Annotated in this window: 12 protein-coding genes; 10 read left to right on the top strand and 2 right to left on the bottom strand. The window is 42.5% G+C overall.

Annotation, left to right across the window (positions count from 1 at the left end):
• The first annotated feature begins 62 nt into the window (after positions 1–62).
• A complete protein-coding gene (locus KZ793_RS01920) occupies positions 63–974 on the top strand; it encodes a LysR family transcriptional regulator (protein WP_225813032.1) in 912 nt (303 codons plus the stop codon).
• A gap of 557 nt (positions 975–1,531) precedes the next feature.
• The gene (gene mrcB / locus KZ793_RS01915) at positions 1,532–3,907 is read left to right on the top strand and encodes a penicillin-binding protein 1B (protein WP_225813031.1); all 2,376 of its coding nucleotides are present in this window, start codon (positions 1,532–1,534) and stop codon (positions 3,905–3,907) included.
• Positions 3,908–4,184: 277 nt separating this feature from the next.
• On the opposite strand, the gene KZ793_RS01910 is transcribed toward mrcB, so the two are convergent.
• Positions 4,185–5,168 carry a quinone oxidoreductase gene (locus KZ793_RS01910; protein ID WP_225813030.1) on the bottom strand — a complete coding sequence of 328 codons (984 nt, stop codon included), beginning with the start codon at positions 5,166–5,168 and terminating at the stop codon, positions 4,185–4,187.
• A gap of 169 nt (positions 5,169–5,337) precedes the next feature.
• Here KZ793_RS01910 and dnaB point away from each other — a divergent pair, with 169 nt between their 5' ends.
• The 7 genes from dnaB to KZ793_RS01875 all read left to right on the top strand — a co-directional run bounded on the left by dnaB (position 5,338) and on the right by KZ793_RS01875 (position 14,213).
• Positions 5,338–6,747 carry a replicative DNA helicase gene (dnaB, locus tag KZ793_RS01905; RefSeq protein WP_011148449.1) on the top strand — a complete coding sequence of 470 codons (1,410 nt, stop codon included), beginning with the start codon at positions 5,338–5,340 and terminating at the stop codon, positions 6,745–6,747.
• Positions 6,748–6,786: 39 nt separating this feature from the next.
• Positions 6,787–7,866, top strand: coding sequence for an alanine racemase (gene alr / locus KZ793_RS01900; protein WP_225813029.1), 1,080 nt, complete (start codon positions 6,787–6,789; stop codon positions 7,864–7,866).
• 53 nt (positions 7,867–7,919) lie between these two features.
• Positions 7,920–9,119, top strand: coding sequence for an amino acid aminotransferase (locus tag KZ793_RS01895; RefSeq protein ID WP_225813028.1), 1,200 nt, complete (start codon positions 7,920–7,922; stop codon positions 9,117–9,119).
• A 284-nt stretch (positions 9,120–9,403) separates the two neighbouring features.
• Positions 9,404–11,218, top strand: a complete 1,815-nt coding sequence (locus tag KZ793_RS01890) for a colicin-like bacteriocin tRNase domain-containing protein (RefSeq protein WP_225813027.1) — start codon at positions 9,404–9,406, stop codon at positions 11,216–11,218.
• Between the two features lie 9 nt (positions 11,219–11,227).
• Positions 11,228–11,482, top strand: a complete 255-nt coding sequence (locus KZ793_RS01885; RefSeq protein ID WP_225813026.1) for a colicin E3-like toxin immunity protein — start codon at positions 11,228–11,230, stop codon at positions 11,480–11,482.
• Positions 11,483–12,186: 704 nt separating this feature from the next.
• A complete protein-coding gene (locus KZ793_RS01880) occupies positions 12,187–13,278 on the top strand; it encodes a PfkB family carbohydrate kinase (RefSeq protein ID WP_225813024.1) in 1,092 nt (363 codons plus the stop codon).
• The gene (locus KZ793_RS01875) at positions 13,275–14,213 is read left to right on the top strand and encodes a pseudouridine-5'-phosphate glycosidase (protein ID WP_225813021.1); all 939 of its coding nucleotides are present in this window, start codon (positions 13,275–13,277) and stop codon (positions 14,211–14,213) included. The genes KZ793_RS01880 and KZ793_RS01875 overlap by 4 nt, the downstream gene beginning before the upstream one ends.
• 119 nt (positions 14,214–14,332) lie before the next feature.
• On the opposite strand, the gene uvrA is transcribed toward KZ793_RS01875, so the two are convergent.
• The gene (gene uvrA, locus KZ793_RS01870) at positions 14,333–17,167 is read right to left on the bottom strand and encodes an excinuclease ABC subunit UvrA (protein ID WP_225813018.1); all 2,835 of its coding nucleotides are present in this window, start codon (positions 17,165–17,167) and stop codon (positions 14,333–14,335) included.
• Between the two features lie 235 nt (positions 17,168–17,402).
• Between uvrA and KZ793_RS01865 the strand changes: the two genes are divergently transcribed.
• Positions 17,403–17,933: a single-stranded DNA-binding protein gene (locus KZ793_RS01865; RefSeq protein ID WP_225813017.1), complete on the top strand. Its 531-nt coding sequence runs from the start codon at positions 17,403–17,405 to the stop codon at positions 17,931–17,933.
• Positions 17,934–18,670 lie beyond the last annotated feature (737 nt).

Below are 18,670 nucleotides of genomic sequence, written 5' to 3'. Positions count from 1 at the left end.
TCTGATGCGTAATAGTGTAGATACGTCTAATATCAATCAATATTTGAAAAGGACTATCTGTTATGAATTATATTGATATTGAGAATATTGACCTCAATTTGCTCAGGGTGTTTGAGGCTTTGATCGAGGAAGGTGGGGCGAGTCGTGCCGCTATTCGGCTTGGATTAACGCAACCCGCGGTAAGCGCAGCTCTTGGGCGTTTAAGACGCGTATACTCCGACCCGCTGTTCGAACGGACGGGGCGCGGGCTACGTCCTACGGTTAGAGCTAATGAGTTAGCACCTCTCGTCGAAGAGGCACTGACGCAATGCCGACAGGCACTAGCTTTAACCACTGCTGGAAAAGAAATAAAGGGTCGCACGGTGACTGTGGGTTTATCAGATGACAGTGAAATTGCTTTAGGGCAAAAGATACTGAAAAAAGTTGACGAGCATCTCCCTGGTTTGCATATCATTTTTCGGCAAACTCATAGTGGCTTGGCTCAGGATATGTTGATGCGTCATCAAATTGACCTTGCTATCACCGCTGGTGGTTTATCATCTCACTTAGTTAAAAGTCACCGTTTAGGAAAGGGGAATTACTTGTGCATAGCCGACAAAAATACTTCGGTGCCGGTAACGGTGGATGATTACGCACAACGCCCTCATTTATTAGTTTCCTCAGGTGGGTTCGTAGGTGTGGTAGATGAAGCATTAAATGCTGTTGGCTATAAACGCAGTGTCAAGGTTTCTACTACACATTTTGCGGCAGTGCCATTTTTGCTGATTGAAACTGATTTAATCACTACGGTGCCATCACATGCAGCACGAGCAATGGAGAAGAGCACATCGCTACAAATATTCCCATGCCCCGTTAGCATGCCACCCTATGAACTCGAAATAGGCACACGAGTGGGGAGCAGACATGATAAAGTTCTGCATGAATTAAAATCTATTATAGTGAAGATATGTCAAACACCCGGTTTTTTGTCATGAGCATTGGTATGAATGCTACAGGCTTTATATATACCCGTTATCTTTCAAGTTGCCTCTTTGTTGGCTGCACTTACTCACCCCGGTCACATAGTTAGCTATGCTCCCGGGGATTCGCTCCCTTGCCGTCGCGATACATCTTGAAATCCATAGGTATATAGTCATTTCGTTGTTGAAAATATTTTTATGAGCATAAAATTGGCTATCTTGCTTCGAATAAATCGTGAGAGTTACGTGTAGTGAATCAATAACAAGATGGTTTGGATTTCTGATATAAATACGATTTATTTTAGTTATATTAATAACAAGATTGATTAATAGTGCTTGTGTTAGGTAACCTGTTCCATCTTAATCGTTGAATACTGAAATCTGCGCGTTATGAAAATTTTTAATATTGAGTTTTATCTTATTAGAGTGTGATTGGTTATTATATTTAAAATAATATTCTAGCTATGTTTTAGCGATTAATGATTTCTTCAAGTGGATTTATATGCAGTAACCAAGAGTGTTAAGACGTAACATTGAAGTTGCCTTTGAGTATACATTACGGGTTGGTTTATATGAAAGAAATTAATGCAACGGAACCTTTAGGAAGAAGAAAGAAGAAAAAAAATAAAAAGATAAAATTAAGTTTCCTTTTTAAGATTATATTAGCGGTTTTATTTTTAGTGTTCTGTTTTGCATTTCTCTACATATATAATTTGGCAGAAAGAATCGATACTATGATAAATGAGAGAGTAAGTAATGGATTCTGGGATATGCCAGCTCAGGTTTATGGCAAGACATATACGTTGAAGCTTGGGGAGTATAAAAACAAAGAAAATGTAATAAAGATATTAAATGGCGCCAGATACCATCACGTTGACTCGATAAGAAGTCCTGGTGATTTTCATGAAGATAGAGATAAGGTTTTTATTTACTTACGGGAATTCTCTTATCCAGACTATTTATCTAAGTCAGTTAAAGTGGAAGTTGAGTTTGACAAAAATAGAATTAAAAAGATAGTGAATTTAGATTTAGGATTGGCTGTTAATAACATACTCATTGAACCGAGGTTAGTGGAAGTTATATATTCACCCGGTGATGAACAACGGATATTTATGCCGTTGAAAAACTTCCCTAATGATATGATTAATATGTTGATTTCCACAGAGGATCGAGAGTTTTATAATCATCATGGTCTTAATCCTTATTCTATAGCCAGAGCCTTGTACAAAAATATTAAAGCTGGAAAGCGAATTCAGGGTGGCAGTACGATAACACAGCAGGTTGTGAAAAATATGTTCTTGTCCCGGGATAGGACAATGAGTCGTAAGTTGACTGAGGCTATTATGTCTTTGGTCTTGGAGTTTAAGTTTAACAAGGATAAAATTCTTGAGCTTTATCTGAATGAAATCTATCTGGGACAGAACAGTTCGTTCGGGATTTATGGGTTTCCACTTGCTAGCGTTTATTATTTTGGTAGGCCAATCAATGAAATATCTTTAGAGCAGCAAGCATTATTAATAGGGATGGCTAAAGGAGCTTCATTGTATAACCCGTGGACTAAACCGACAGTAGCTATGGAGAGACGTAATCTCGTTTTAAAGTTGTCATCGGAGAGTGGAGTTATTAATAAAGACGACTACTTATCTTCAATGAAAGAAGGTCTCAATGTCCAGGAAAAAGGTTCTGTTTTCACTAAACATCCTTCTTTCATTAGCATGTTAAAAAAAGAGATTAGGAATAATAAAAATGTTGTCCTCAATGATTTGTCCGGAGCAAGAGTGTTTTCCACTTTTGATCCTGTGTCACAAGAAGATGCAGAGAATACAGTAAAAAAAACCATGCCAATGTTAGATAAGAAAACAGGTTTAAAAGATTTGCAATCTGTAATTTTAGTTGTTGATAGAAAGTCGGGGGCGCTATTGGCTGTTGTGGGAGATAGAAATGTAGACTATAACGGGTTCAACAGAGCTTCAGATACTAAAAGACAAGTCGGTTCACTGATTAAGCCGGCAGTCTACCTGTCTGCACTAACTTCTCCTTACCGTTTTAATTTAAATACTTGGATTGAGGATGAACCTCTCAGTATAGATGTTGGTGAAAAAAACTCGTGGTCGCCAAAAAACCCTACAAGAACGTACAGGGGGCGAGTAATGCTTTTAGATGCTCTTGCTCATTCTATTAATGTAGCTACAGTAAATTTGGGTATGTCTGTAGGAATTGATAATGTCGCAAAAACACTAAAATCAATAGGAATTCCTTCTGATAGAATAGTAATGGTTCCATCTATGCTGTTAGGCACACTTGATATGGCGCCAGTAGAGCTTGTTGAAGGGATTCAGACGATATCTAATCTTGGAAAGCATACGGGTGTTTACACGTTAATTTCAATTCAAGACAGATATGGGAAAGAAATTTACCATAGAACCGAGATTCCAGCACAAGTCGTTCCAGAAGAAGCTGCTTGGCTCACGCTTTATGCTATGCAGGAGTCTGTTCGCTCAGGCACATCAAAAAGATTAGGGGCTGGATTTAAAAAATATGCTCTTGCAGGGAAAACGGGATCTTCCAGTGGCTTGCGCGATAGCTGGTTTACTGGGATTGATGGAGAAAAAGTAGTGCTTTCTTGGATTGGAAGGGATAATAACGAGCCAACTAAATTATGGGGGGCTAGCGGTTCTTTACTTCTTACTAAAGCATTTTTTGAAATTAATGGAGTGGGTAAGCTAGAGCCTGTGAAGCCAAACGATATATATATGGTTGGGGTTGATGCTCAAGGTGATATTTATTGTAAAGAAAACCTTTCAGGGGATAGCGTGATTGGCGGGGAGACACGCGAAATACCTATCTGGGGCAATGATCTCAATACGATTTGTAATACACCACCACAATTTCTTCCTGTTTCATTTAAAAAATCTTACTCTGATGAAAGTTTAGATGCTCTTTTTTAGATATCAGCAGAGCATTCAGAACATTTTCATGTTACTGAGTGGAAGTAGAATGTAGGGTAGTATAGAACTCCGCTTATTTTTTTAAGTTGATTTAATAAGTTGATTTTTATTTTAATATCTGAGGTGTGATACCCCTATCACGAGGGGTATTGTTCGGTTTTATCTTTCATATATTCAGCCAGCATTGCCCTCCGGTCTAAAGTTATTCGTGCAGGCAATTGCGGCATAATGAGGTTTTAGACTTGTTGATTTGGTTAATAACCCGCTCATCTTACCGTTAAGGGATCAGTAAACTTGATCCTTGCGTTGCCCGGCTTTCTAGAATCTGATGTGCCCTTGTCGCTTCACTTAGCGGGAACTTCTGATCTTCTGGGACATCCACATTAATTTTGCCGCTGGCAATCAGATCAAACAGTTCTTTACTCGCCTCATCTAACTCTTCGCGAGTTGAAATATAGCCGGCGATAGAAGGGCGGGTAACAAACAGTGAGCCTTTCTGATTTAAAATCCCCAAATCGACACCGGTAACTGGTCCGGATGCATTGCCAAAGCTAACCATCAACCCGTGGCGTTTCAGGCAATCCAGTGAATCCAGCCAGGTCGATTTACCAACAGAATCATAAACTACGTCGACTTTTTCACCGTTGGTGATTTCATAAACTCGTTCGACAATATTTTCACGGTTATAGTTAATGACCTGCCATGCACCGGCATCTTTAGCGCGTTGTGCTTTCTCATCAGAGCCAACCGTTCCGATCAGTTTTGCACCCAAAGCTTTTGCCCATTGGCAAGCAATCAATCCAACGCCACCGGCGGCGGCATGGAACAAAAAGGGTTCGCCTGACTGGATTTTGTAGGTACGGCGCAGAAGATAGTAGACTGTTAGCCCTTTTAGAAAAGAAGCCGCCGCTTGTTCAAAAGAGATGGTATCCGGCAGAACAGCGACTTTGTTTTCTGGGACATTATGCACTTCACTGTAAGCGCCTAAAGTTGATTGCGCATAAACTACACGGTCACCCACTTTTATGGTAGTGACAGCAGAACCCACTTTGGTGACTATGCCTGCGGCTTCAGTGCCCAAGCCGCTTGGTAATTGTGCTGGTGGGTATAGCCCGCTACGAATATAAGTGTCGATGTAATTGATTCCAATCGCTCTGTTTTCTATTTGCACTTCATCGTCAGCAGGAACTCTGGGGGTGAATTCACAATATTGCAGGACTTCGGGGGCACCGGTAGCGGAAAATGTGATCTGTTTTGCCATGACTCAGCCTCATAAATGTAGGGGAATGTTTGCATGTAGTAGTTGAACTGATTGTAAACGGGCTTGAATGTGTCAGAAATAATTACAAACTATATGTAATTACTCAAGGCACTTCATAGCGTATACTCATGTGCTGTTGCAGATTTATCAGTAGATTATTGCGGGATTCATGGCGGGGAAAAAATCAACTCACAACAAAATGGCTGAACCGAAAGATCGCCAAATGGAAGGGCTGAAACTTCCGCCACACTCTCTGGAAGCAGAGCAGTCCGTGTTAGGCGGTTTAATGTTAGATAACGAACGGTGGGATAATGTTTCCGAACGTGTTACTAGCAATGATTTTTTCAGCCGTCCACATCGGCGCATTTTTGCTGAAATGCAGCGGTTGCTGGAGATGGGCAACCCCATTGACCTGATTACATTATCGGAATCCCTTGAGCAGAGTGGGGAGCTGAATAATGTAGGGGGTTTTGCTTATCTGGCCGAATTATCCAAAAATACGCCAAGTGCGGCTAATATTAATGCTTATGCGGATATTGTTCGCGAACGTGCGGTTGTCCGCGAGATGATCGCCGTCGCAAATGAAATTGCAGATGCCGGTTATGATCCTCAAGGCAGGAGCAGTGAAGAATTATTGGATCTAGCCGAATCGCGGGTGTTCCAGATCGCTGAAAATCGTGCCAGTAAAGATGAAGGGCCGAAAGGAATAGAACAGATCCTTGAAGAGACCGTTGAGCGGATTGAGCAACTTTATCAACGCCCTCATGATGGTGTAACCGGTGTTTCAACCGGTTATCAGGATCTGGATAAGAAAACCGCAGGCTTACAAAAATCAGATTTGATCATTGTGGCTGCGCGTCCTTCTATGGGTAAAACCACTTTTGCCATGAACCTGTGTGAAAACGCAGCCATGATGCAGGATAAGCCGGTTCTGATCTTCAGTCTTGAGATGCCCGGCAACCAGATCATGATGCGTATGCTGGCATCCCTTTCACGGGTGGATCAAACCCGTATCCGTACCGGTCAACTTGATGATGAGGATTGGGCGCGGATCTCCAGTACGATGGGGATATTGCTGGAAAAACGCAATATGTATATTGACGATTCATCTGGCCTGACGCCTACCGAAGTCCGTTCCCGCGCTCGGCGTGTCTTCCGTGAAAATGGCGGATTAAGCCTGATCATGATCGACTACCTGCAATTAATGCGGGTTCCGGCCTTATCCGATAATCGTACTTTGGAAATTGCAGAGATTTCCCGTTCATTAAAAGCCTTGGCTAAAGAGCTTCAAGTGCCGGTGGTTGCGCTTTCTCAGCTCAACCGTAGCCTTGAACAACGGGCAGATAAGCGCCCGGTTAACTCTGACTTACGTGAATCCGGCTCAATTGAGCAGGATGCCGACCTCATTATGTTTATCTATCGTGACGAGGTTTACCATGAGAATAGCGACATGAAAGGTGTGGCTGAAATCATTCTTGGTAAGCAGCGTAACGGCCCAATCGGTACCGTTCGCCTAACGTTTAATGGTCAATGGTCGCGGTTTGATAACTATGCCGGGCCAAGTTATGACGACGAATAAGTATTAACCACCAAAGAATTAATAAATTTAAGGAATAGAATGAAAGCGGCAACCGCAGTTATTGACCGCCGCGCTCTGCGACATAACTTGCAACGGGTAAGGGAGATAGCCCCTAAAAGCAATCTGATTGCAGTTGTGAAAGCAAACGCTTATGGCCACGGTTTACTGGAGACAGCACATACGCTGGACGACGCCGATTGTTTCGGTGTAGCGCGAATTGGTGAAGCATTGACGTTGCGTCATGGTGGTATCGTCAAACCGATTCTGTTATTGGAAGGATGCTTTGATGCGGCTGACCTACCAGTACTGGTTGCTAACCATATTGAAACTGTGGTTCACAGCATTGAACAGTTGGAAGCACTGGAGCAGGCTAAGTTATCTCACCCGGTAAAAGTGTGGATGAAACTAGATAGCGGGATGCATCGTTTAGGTGTGCGGCCGGAAGATGCCGAAGAATTTTATCAACGGCTAAGTCGTTGCCAAAATGTACAGCAGCCCGTCAATATTGTCAGCCATTTTGGTAGGGCTGATGAACCAACGGTAGACACCACTTGCCAGCAGATAGCCTGTTTTCAGGCTTTCTGTGCTGACAAACCGGGAGAGAAATCTATTGATGCATCGGGAGGTATCCTATTATGGCCGGAAGTCCATCAAGATTGGGTGCGTCCTGGGCTGATGATGTATGGTGTATCACCATTATCTGATAAAACGGCAGCAGATTTTAACCTGATCCCAGCGATGACGTTAAAGTCGAGCTTAATTGCTGTTCGTAAGCATAAAGCTGGTGAGTCGGTTGGCTATGGTGGGACCTGGGTCAGTGAACGTGATACTTGTCTTGGGGTTGTGGCTATCGGTTATGGTGATGGTTACCCGCGCAGTGCGTCTTCGGGAACACCAATATATATTAATGGCCGTGAAGTGCCGATTGCTGGCCGTGTCTCGATGGATATGATCTCTGTTGATTTGGGGCCAGATGCGACAGATAAAGTGGGTGATGAAGTCGTGCTCTGGGGAGATGTGCTGCCAGTGGAACGGGTTGCTGAATGCACCGGTATCATTACTTATGAGCTGGTGACCAAACTCACTTCCAGAGTGGTAATGGAATACCTGGACGAATGATGTTGTAGGTTATATTGTTTATTAAATAACTAACTGATAAGGAGTAGAGCCTGATGTTCCAGAATGTTGATGCTTATGCTGGTGATCCGATTCTTTCGCTGGCTGAAGAATTTAAAAAAGATCCTCGTGCGGAAAAAATTAATCTGAGCATCGGGCTATATTACGATGAGCAGGGTGTGACTCCGCAATTGCAGGCGGTAGCTACCGCAGAAGAACAAATTAGAGCGTTGTCACAGACTGCTTCTCTTTATCTGCCCATGGAGGGATTGGAATCATATCGTCTTGCGGTTCAGGAACTGTTATTTGGTAAAGATCATCCGGTGTTGAAACAGCGGATGGTGGCAACGATTCAATCATTAGGCGGTTCTGGCGCTCTTAAAATTGGTGCTGACTTTTTGCATCGCTATTTCCCTGATTCAGAAGTGTGGTGCAGTGATCCAACTTGGGAAAACCACGCAGCTATTTTTGCGGGGGCGGGTATTAAGGTGAACTATTACCCTTATTTTGATACACAAACCAAAGGGATAAAATTCAATGAAATGCTGGAAACATTCAGGAAGTTGCCGGCAAAAAGCATTATTGTGATGCACCCTTGTTGCCATAACCCAACCGGATCGGATTTGACCTATGATCAATGGGATCAAGTTGTTCAGATTGTTAAAGAGAGAGAATTACTGCCATTCCTTGATATTGCTTATCAGGGGCTTGCGGATGGTATGGAAAAAGATGCTTATGCCATTCGTGCTATGGAGACAGCTGGTTTGCCTTGTCTGGTGAGCAACTCCTTCTCCAAGATATTTTCTATGTATGGTGAGCGCGTGGGTGGCTTGTCTGTCATTTGTGATGATGAACAGACCAAAGAACGGGTATTGGGGCAGTTGAAAGCGGGTGTGCGTCGCGTCTACTCTAGCCCACCGAGTTTTGGTGCACAGGTTGTGGCTAAGGTGCTGACTGATCCCACTTTAAAAGCACAATGGTTGACAGAAGTTGAACATATGCGCTTGCGTATTTTGGAAATGCGTATGGTGCTGGTGGATGTTTTGAAAACCGCATTACCGGAGAAAAACTTTGAGTATTTTCTGAAACAGCGCGGGATGTTCAGTTATACCGGTTTTAGCCAGAAACAGGTGGATCGCTTGCGCCAAGAATTTGCTGTTTATCTGGTTGGTAATGGTCGAGTCTGTATGGCGGGTGTTAACCATCGTAATGTTGCACGTATTGCTGAAACATTTGCGACGGTAAATAAATCATAAATTTTAATGTAAATGATTTGCTATCGATGATAATGATCGACAATTTTGTAAAATAGCAGTACATCCCTTCTTAGAAGCGCACCATAATATGGTGCGCTCGCTTTATGCTTCAATTAATTTATTTTTAATGTTTTTATTCTTATGTTTTTTCAGCTCGCAATTATTAGTGAAACTAGTAACTGATATCACTAATCTTAAATAGCGTTTACTATTACATAAATAATGATAATCATTATTACTTGAGATAAATCTGTTTTTGCTCTAATTTTCTGTTTGCATATACAGTGATTCTGTGTGCTTTTTATTTGATAAAAGAGGAGAATACGATGGGTGAGGGAGATAGAAAGGACCATGACCATAATATGCAGATGGTAAGTAGTAAAGGAGGGGACGGAGAGGCTCTAGCTAATCATGACACAATGACTGTGACATCAGATCGCAGTTCTGATCGAGGATGGGGAGGTGGCGGTGGAAACTCAGGAAATAATGAACGGATTGACCGTACAGGAAAAAATAAGGGGGTGAATTTATCCTTGTTTCCAGAGGCACAGGCATCAGCGGCTATCGGCGCTCAGCCGATGAACATTGCTCTAATTGATGGGCTGTGGGGATTTACATTATTCCAAAAGCAGATAGCTGGCACTGTGAGTTCAATATTAGCACGATTGGCAAGTGTTGCATTGGACGCTGCACCCTACGCAGGACGTTTTGCTGGTGTGGCAGTAGGAGCTATGTGGCCGAAGAGTTTAGACGTACCTGAAGATGCAAAGTTTAAGACAGAACGGCAGAGGATGATTATTCAGGCAATGCAAGCCAGTCAGGTTACAAAAATGCCAGTATCTAAGCTAGCTACAATGTCCAGTGTAGTCACTGATATTCAAGTACAGGATGTCATTGAGAAAGATAAGCAGACATTGGCAATTGTTAGAACACCGACTAAAGCTGTGAATGTGCCTGTAGTTAAAGCGGAAAAAACTAAACGACAGAATGTTTTTACCGCAAAAGTGGTTCCGGGTATGCCTCCAGTGCATATCAGAATAAGTGATCCTCCAAGAAGAAATATATTTAGTAGAAAAGAGGTGACACCTGTAGCTAATGTGCCAGTCACATCATATACACCCACGCCGGTTAAAAATACGGTAGATGCAATTGTCCATTTTCCGGTGGGTTCAAATGCCGAGCCAGTGTATGTTTCAGTGACGACAGTACTGAAACCGGAAGAAATGAAAAAACAGGCCGCAGAAGCGAAGCGGCAACAGGAAAAGTGGGAGAAAGAACATCCTGTTGAAGCGGCGGAACGGCGACTATATGAAGCAGAGCAGGTATTAAAACCACTTGATAAAATTTATCAGGAAAAGCTGAAGATATTAAATCAAGTAAAAAATACTCCGGAAGGAAAAGCGTTGGCAGATCCTGTAAAAAATCCACTTGTTTATACAAAGGATATTGAGATAGATGGGAAGAAACTTAAAGTAGAGATAAAAACGGATGACAAAAAAGGTTTGGATATTCTTTTAAAAGAAGGAGTAAAAGCATACATATCTGCTATGACGCTTTCAGATTTTAAGAAATTACAGGATATTAAAGATCCTAAAGAATCTCTAATACAAACGAGTGCAGCACTTTTAAAAGCAATATACTATGAACGTTTTGGTCGTCGGTTGCTAGACGCTTGGAAGAAAATAAATCCAGTGCAAAGGGAATTTAACATTGCAATGGAAAACCGTAAAAAAGCGGAACAAGCAAAAAGTGAGGCAGAAAAGAACCGGGATAAGGCCAGAAAGGAAGATAAAGACAGGAAAAGTAAAATAACTAAAGAGTATGGACATCGTTATCATGATGCTCCAGAAACGGAAGATATTAAAGGATTTAGTGATTTAAAGGAAACTCGTCCCAAAACACCACGGCAAGGAGGGGGAGGGCTAAGAAAGCGCTGGATCGGAGAAAAAGGCCGCAAGATTTATGAATGGGACTATCAAGAAGGGGAATTGGAAGGTTATAGAGCCAGTGATGGGCAGCACATCGGTTCTTTTGATCCCAATACGGGGAAACCATTAAAATCAGCTAATCCAAAACGAAACATAAAGAAATATTTGTGAGGTAGAAAAATGGGATTAAAGTTAAGACTTGAGTGGTTTGATAAAAAAACAGATTATCTTGTAGGGAAAGAAAACTCAAAGGATTTTGATGATGATGGTTCTATTATTGAAAAACTGGGTTTAGAGATTGATAAGACAATTAATCAAGGAGTTTTTGAGGTACGAGATGGATGGACTCAAGTTATTCAGCCTTATTTTGTTCATCATATTGACTTAAAAAAATATGATTATTTTGTTGGATTTGCTTACCGAGATAAATGGTAGTTATTTGTTCTGACTTAAACCTTACTAACGTAAGAGGTCCAAAAAATCAGATAGATACCAAGAGCTGAGTTCTATATTTCACAGAACTCAGTTCTTTTAGTTTATTTTAATTTCGCGAAAGGAGCAATTGGGGTATTAACAGATAATCATCAAGATAATAGAATGCTAGATAAATTAGGCTGTAACTATATCAATTCATTAATTAACTATAAATGAGAGGTTAATATATGCAGAGAACAATTCATCGTGTTAATATACAGATATAAATTACAGACTCGATAATCAAGCTTTGGTGAATTTAGCACTTTGCCAAAAATATTATCATCTGAGTGGGGTTCAGCTCTTGTTATTTATTGTGAAATAAATCAAATTTTCATGAAACGTGTTTCAAATGGTAAAAAACGATCCTGACTATTTCAAGGTATACCCAAACATTTGTTAGGCTTAGATAAGATTTTGCTTATTACTTTGTTTTATTAAATCTATTTCCAGAGTGAGAGGCTGATTCATTATCAATGTATTGGGATAAACTTTTTTCGTCAGGGTTTAACTTGATGGAGATCACATAAAACAGGGTTAAAACTTGGCAATCCATTCTTACGATCATTCTCCCAACTTTGTTGTAAAATAAAAAATCCTGCTTTACTGTTTTGTTTTTAACACATAAAACAAACGTGTGTTTAAGAACAAACAAGTGTCCAAAAATGACGAATCGGGAAAAACAAATATTGCAACTTCTGAGACGAGATCCGTTAATTCCACAGCAGGAAATTGCCGATATTTTAGGTATAAGTCGCTCGGGTGTTGCTGGTCATATTATGAATTTAATGAATAAAGGATATATAAAAGGGAAAGGTTATATTTTATCTGACCACAATTATGTAGTAGCGGTTGGCTCTATTAATATGGATGTTTGTGGTTATGCATCGAATAAACTCATTTATCAAGATTCTAATCCAGGAAAAATAAAATGCACCCCTGGTGGTGTAGGCAGAAATATTGCCCAAAATATCGCGTTATTAGGTAAAGAATGTCATCTTATTTCTGTTGTTGGTGATGATTTCTATGGTAGTACTTTACTGGATCAGGCCCGATGCGCGGGTGTTAATATCGACTACTGCTATAAGCTTTATGGTGAAAATACCTCGACATATGTCTCCTTATTAGATCAGGGCGGTGAGATGTTGGTTGCCATCAACGACATGCATATTTTGGAAAAACTGACGCCATCGTTGTTAGCGAGTCATTGTGATCTTATTCAGCACGCCGGCGTATTGGTTATTGATTGCAATTTATCTGAAGAAGCTTTGGTTTGGCTGTTGACTAATGCCGGAACAGTGCCGGTATTTGTGGATACAGTATCCGCATTTAAAGCCCCGAAGATTAAAAACTGGCTTTCCTATATCCACACCTTAAAACCTAATTATCTAGAGGCGGAAGCACTGAGTGGAATGAAAATCACCCAACCTACCGATGTTCCGGCAGTAGCGCGGTGGTTTCACGATCAAGGTGTGCAGCGGTTGGTGCTCAGCATGGGCGTAGAGGGGGTCTACTTTAGTGAAAGTGATGGCGTGGCGGGGTGGTCACTTCCCATCAGTATCAAGATTGTCAATGTAACAGGTGCCGGTGACGCCATGATGGCCGGGCTGGTGAACTGCTGGCTGGAAGATATGACGCTGGCAGAGAGTGTCCGTTTTGCTCAAGGATGCTCTGCACTCACGCTCTCTTGTGAATTTACCAATAATCCAAATCTGTCAGATGGCAGTGTCCAAAAACTGTTGGAATTACGATCATGAAAAATCATGCTATTAGCAATAAATATTTGGATATTTCCCCAGAAGTTACAGAGGCTTTAGTGAATAACCGACCAGTTGTAGCGTTGGAATCGACCATTATTGCTCATGGAATGCCTTATCCACAAAATGTAAAGACTGCGCTACAAGTTGAGCAAAAGATCAGGGAAAATGGTGCTATTCCTGCAACAATTGCTGTTATCAATGGAATTATGAAAGCAGGTCTGTCGTATGAAGAAATAGAGTTTTTGGGCAGAGAAGGTGACAAGATAACTAAAGTCAGTCGTCGTGATTTACCCTTTGTTATCGCGGTTGGAAAAAATGGGGCGACGACGGTTGCTTCTACCATGATTATTGCTGCAATGGCCGGAATTAGAATTTTTGCTACCGGCGGTATTGGTGGTGTGCACCGTGGAGCGGAACAGACTTTTGATATTTCAGCCGATTTGCAGGAATTAGCGAAAACCAGTGTCGCGGTAGTCTGTGCTGGTGCTAAATCCATTCTGGATCTTGGCCTGACGACAGAATATCTTGAAACTCACGGTGTACCATTAATTGGTTATCAGACTCACGCTTTGCCGGCGTTTTTCTGTCGTACCAGTCCATTTCCCGTCAATATTCGTCTGGATTCCCCAGAACAGATAGCTCAGGCGATGGCAGTAAAATGGGATACTGGATTACAGGGCGGTTTGGTGATTGCCAATCCTATCCCTGAGCCATACGCCATGCCGGAAGCGGAGATCAACGTTGCTATCGAACGGGCAGTACGAGAATCCATAGAACAGAGAGTAAATGGAAAAGCGTGTACACCGTTTTTGTTATCCAGAGTGGCTGAGTTAACCGGAGGGGATAGCCTGTCTGCCAATATTCAGTTGGTACTTAATAACGCTGAACTGGCAGCGAAAATTGCTTGTCATTATTGGGAAAGCCGTGGGTAAAGCAACTCGTTATGCTTTGAGCCTTATCCTCAAGTTGGTTAATAGATGGGTTCTGCCTCAAAGGATTGAAAGGTCGTTGTCAGAAATAAAAGGGGCTTAAATTGCCCCTTGTTTGCGAATTATGCTTTTTTCTTCAATATGGGCTTTAGGAAACGTGCAGTATGTGATTTCTCACATTCGGTGATTTCCTCTGGTGTACCAGAAATCAGAATTTCACCGCCGCCGCTACCTCCTTCGGGGCCAAGATCCACGATCCAGTCAGCAGTTTTAATCACATCAAGGTTATGCTCAATAACCACAATGGTATTTCCTTGATCGCGTAATTGATGCAGAACGGCTAATAGTTGCTGAATATCAGCAAAATGCAAACCTGTTGTTGGCTCATCAAGAATATATAACGTCTGTCCAGTTCCGCGTTTGGATAGTTCACGCGCCAGTTTTACTCGCTGTGCTTCACCGCCTGATAACGTTGTTGCTGATTGACCCAGACGGATGTACGAAAGGCCAACATCCATTAGGGTTTGCAGTTTACGGGCCAGAGCAGGAACTGCATCAAAGAACTCACGCGCTTCTTCGATCGTCATATTCAATACTTCATTGATATTCTTGCCCTTATATTTTACTTCCAGTGTTTCACGGTTATAACGCTTACTTTTGCACTGATCACAAGGGACATAAATATCAGGCAGGAAATGCATTTCTACCTTAATAACACCATCACCTTGGCAAGCTTCACAGCGCCCACCTTTAACGTTAAAACTGAATCGTCCAGGTGTATAACCACGGGTGCGTGATTCAGGTACGCCAGCGAACAATTCACGGACGGGTGTGAATACGCCGGTATAAGTTGCCGGGTTAGAGCGGGGAGTTCGGCCAATCGGGCTCTGGTCAATATCAATCACTTTATCGAAGTGCTCTAACCCTTGAATATCGATATAAGGCGCAGGGGTGATATTGGTCGCGCCATTTAACTGACGTTGGGCAATGGGGAACAGCGTATCATTGATTAGCGTCGATTTACCGGAACCAGAAACCCCGGTAATACAAGTAAATAACCCAACTGGCAGATTGAACGTCACATTTTTCAGGTTATTACCTTTCGCTCCAATCAGTTTCAGCACCTTTTTCGGATCAGCCGGGATACGCTTTGCTGGGATAGCAATTTCCCGTTTACCACTCAGGAATTGGCCGGTCAGTGACTCTTTGCTCACCATGATATCTTTAACTGTACCTTCCGCGACGATTTCACCGCCATGCACACCTGCACCGGGGCCGATATCAATGATATGGTCAGCCGCCCGGATGGCATCTTCATCATGCTCAACTACAATCACGGTATTTCCCAGATTGCGCAAGTGGATTAGCGTTTCCAGCAGGCGTTCATTATCCCGCTGATGCAACCCGATAGAAGGTTCATCAAGTACATACATCACTCCCACTAAACCTGCACCAATCTGGCTGGCAAGGCGGATACGTTGGGCTTCGCCACCGGACAAAGTTTCGGCAGAACGGGAGAGAGTGAGATAATTCAGACCAACATTAACCAAGAATTTCAGACGGTCGCGGATCTCTTTCAGTACTTTTTCAGCAATTTGCGCGCGTTGACCGCTGAGTTTAATGTTTTGGAAAAAATCCATTGCATGGCCGATACTAAAATCTGAGATCTCCGGCAGAGTGGTATTCTCAATAAATACGTAACGGGCTTCTTTACGTAAGCGGGTTCCGTGGCAGGAAATACACGAACGATTACTGATATATTTTGCCAGTTCCTCTCGAACGGCAGTGGATTCCGTCTCTTTATAACGGCGTTCCATATTATGCAGTACACCTTCGAACGGATGGTGGCGTACTGTGGTATCGCCGCGGTCATTGGTGTATTTAAATTCGATGGATTGTTTACCGGAACCGTACAACACCACTTTCTGAATATCGGCGCTGAGGGAATTGAAGGGTACTTCGATATCGAATTTATAATGTTCTGCCAATGAACATAGCATCTGGAAATAGTAGAAATTGCGGCGATCCCAGCCACGAATTGCCCCACCGGCCAGGGAGATATCACCATTCTGAATGACTCTATCAGGATCAAAAAATTGCTGAATGCCTAAACCATCACAAGTTGGGCAAGCCCCGGCTGGATTGTTGAAAGAGAACAGGCGAGGTTCCAATTCACTCATGCTATAGCCACATGCAGGACACGCAAAGTTAGCAGAGAAAATCAGCTCTTCGGCTGTATTATCATCGATATTGGCGACAATAGCGGTACCGCCTGAAAGTTCCAGTGCTGTTTCAAAAGATTCCGCCAGGCGTTGTGCCAGATCGGCACGAACTTTAAAGCGATCAATGACCACTTCAATGGTGTGTTTTTTCTGTAATTCTAGCCTTGGCGGATCGGATAGATCACAGACTTCACCATCAATACGGGCGCGGATATAACCTTGTGCTGCCAGATTATCCAACAATTTAGTGTGTTCACCTTTTCGCTCTTTGACGACTGGTGCCAGCAACATCAGGCGATGACCTTCTGGCAGAGTTAGCACATTATCTACCATCTGGCTAACAGTCTGTGCCGTCAATGGAATATCGTGATCTGGGCAACATGGTTCACCTACGCGGGCAAACAGCAAACGCAGATAATCATGAATTTCAGTAATTGTCCCCACGGTTGAACGTGGGTTATGGGAAGTAGATTTTTGCTCAATGGAAATGGCCGGGGATAATCCTTCAATATGGTCAACATCGGGTTTCTCCATCAGTGACAGAAACTGGCGCGCATAAGCTGAAAGTGATTCCACATAACGACGTTGCCCTTCTGCGTAAAGCGTATCGAATGCCAGAGAAGACTTACCTGATCCGGACAAGCCGGTGATAACGATCAGCTTGTCTCGGGGAATTATCAGATTGATATTTTTGAGATTGTGGGTACGTGCGCCCCGAACTTCGATGTTATCCATGAACCATTTCCCGGATTATTCATACGTGCATAACTAATAATAAGTGAGTTATTATTACACAGAGTTGACTGATTAGATATACAGTATTTAAGTGAAATAATGTAATAAGTACAGTATGAAGTACGGTGAGCTTCGCAAAGTCTGCTTTAAAGCGGCTGCGTTTCATTTTTAGCGTCGCATGTTAAACTGCGTTGTTTGATAATTGTAGAAATTCATTTCATCAGGAGTATTCCCAATGGCCAGCAGAGGCATAAACAAAGTTATTTTAATCGGTAACCTGGGGCAAGACCCGGAAGTCCGCTATATGCCAAACGGCGGTGCAGTGACTAACATTACTCTGGCGACTTCTGAAAGCTGGCGCGATAAACAAACCGGTGAGATGAAAGAGAAGACTGAATGGCACCGGGTTGTTTTGTTTGGCAAACTGGCGGAAGTCGCGGGTGAATACCTGCGTAAGGGTTCGCAGGTTTATATTGAAGGTGCTCTGCAAACCCGTAAATGGCAGGATCAGAACGGTCAGGAGCGTTACACCACGGAAGTGGTGGTAAACATGGGTGGTACCATGCAAATGTTGGGTGGTCGTGCTGGTGGTAGTTCTCAGGATACCCAACCGCAAGGTGGCGGTTGGGGACAGCCTCAGCAGCCACAACCACAGCAACAATCTCAGCAGTTCAGCGGTGGTGGAGCTCCTGCTCGTCCAGCTCAATCCTCTGTTCCACAAAGCAATGAACCACCAATGGATTTTGACGATGACATTCCGTTTTGATTTTGATTTTTTTCTTTTTAAAACAAGTTGTTGTCATATTTCCGTGTGATAACCATAGGCTGTTGGAATGCCTATTGCAAGCCTGACTAATCCTTACTCAGTAATGGGTTTGAACCTCGAAAGAGGGAGGGGAGTGTAGCATGTCAGGAAAAGGCTGGTTGCGGGGAAATAACCTACTTTGCGCCAGTCATTGCAAGCCTTGTATGGTTAAGCTTGATGGTTAAATCGTGTTTTATAGTGGGTTGGGGGATATCTTTGACTAATGGTTATTTAGGAGTCATACCAGTATTTATAGCGATTATTGTTAGAAGGTTGCTATATCCAACAATATTGGCACCTGCTCGGTGAGAGTGGTAATTGAACGTAAATGAAACCTAAGTGGGAAGTATCTTGCTTACAAAGAAACGCGGGATTACTAAGTTGGTTAGATTATTAACCAATAGGGTAACGGAGACTCTATAGTACCTAATGTAGCTCTGTAATAGAGTGGCAATTGGCTAATCAATCTAAAAGATATACATAAGTCGATAAGTAATTATTGGTGAAATGATATTCGTAAGGGGGAAGGGAGTCAGTTGGATAAATACTAACAGGTGCGAGGTTCGATACCCAACAGTTTACCTAAGAGTGAAAGTGTAAAGAAATTAAATTAATGCCCTTATTTATAAGGGCTTTTTTATTGCGTAGCAATGGCGTATAGGTGGAAGGTGACTAAAACATGGGAGCAACGCTAGATA

The sequence above is a fragment of the Photorhabdus antumapuensis genome, from assembly GCF_020387775.1.
Taxonomy (GTDB): domain Bacteria; phylum Pseudomonadota; class Gammaproteobacteria; order Enterobacterales; family Enterobacteriaceae; genus Photorhabdus; species Photorhabdus antumapuensis.
Note: the sequence above shows the minus strand (reverse complement) of the source record. Positions and strands in the feature narration are given on the sequence as shown.

What these genes read in the sequence shown, in the direction of transcription:
- mrcB (WP_225813031.1), top strand. Translation starts at nt 1,532, where the DNA reads ATGAAAGAAATTAATGCAACGGAACCTTTAGGAAGAAGAAAGAAGAAA.
- alr (WP_225813029.1), top strand. Translation starts at nt 6,787, where the DNA reads ATGAAAGCGGCAACCGCAGTTATTGACCGCCGCGCTCTGCGACATAAC.
- uvrA (WP_225813018.1), bottom strand. Translation starts at nt 17,167, where the DNA reads ATGGATAACATCGAAGTTCGGGGCGCACGTACCCACAATCTCAAAAAT.
- KZ793_RS01875 (WP_225813021.1), top strand. Translation starts at nt 13,275, where the DNA reads ATGAAAAATCATGCTATTAGCAATAAATATTTGGATATTTCCCCAGAA.
- KZ793_RS01865 (WP_225813017.1), top strand. Translation starts at nt 17,403, where the DNA reads ATGGCCAGCAGAGGCATAAACAAAGTTATTTTAATCGGTAACCTGGGG.
- KZ793_RS01895 (WP_225813028.1), top strand. Translation starts at nt 7,920, where the DNA reads ATGTTCCAGAATGTTGATGCTTATGCTGGTGATCCGATTCTTTCGCTG.
- KZ793_RS01885 (WP_225813026.1), top strand. Translation starts at nt 11,228, where the DNA reads ATGGGATTAAAGTTAAGACTTGAGTGGTTTGATAAAAAAACAGATTAT.
- dnaB (WP_011148449.1), top strand. Translation starts at nt 5,338, where the DNA reads ATGGCGGGGAAAAAATCAACTCACAACAAAATGGCTGAACCGAAAGAT.
- KZ793_RS01910 (WP_225813030.1), bottom strand. Translation starts at nt 5,168, where the DNA reads ATGGCAAAACAGATCACATTTTCCGCTACCGGTGCCCCCGAAGTCCTG.
- KZ793_RS01880 (WP_225813024.1), top strand. Translation starts at nt 12,187, where the DNA reads ATGACGAATCGGGAAAAACAAATATTGCAACTTCTGAGACGAGATCCG.
- KZ793_RS01920 (WP_225813032.1), top strand. Translation starts at nt 63, where the DNA reads ATGAATTATATTGATATTGAGAATATTGACCTCAATTTGCTCAGGGTG.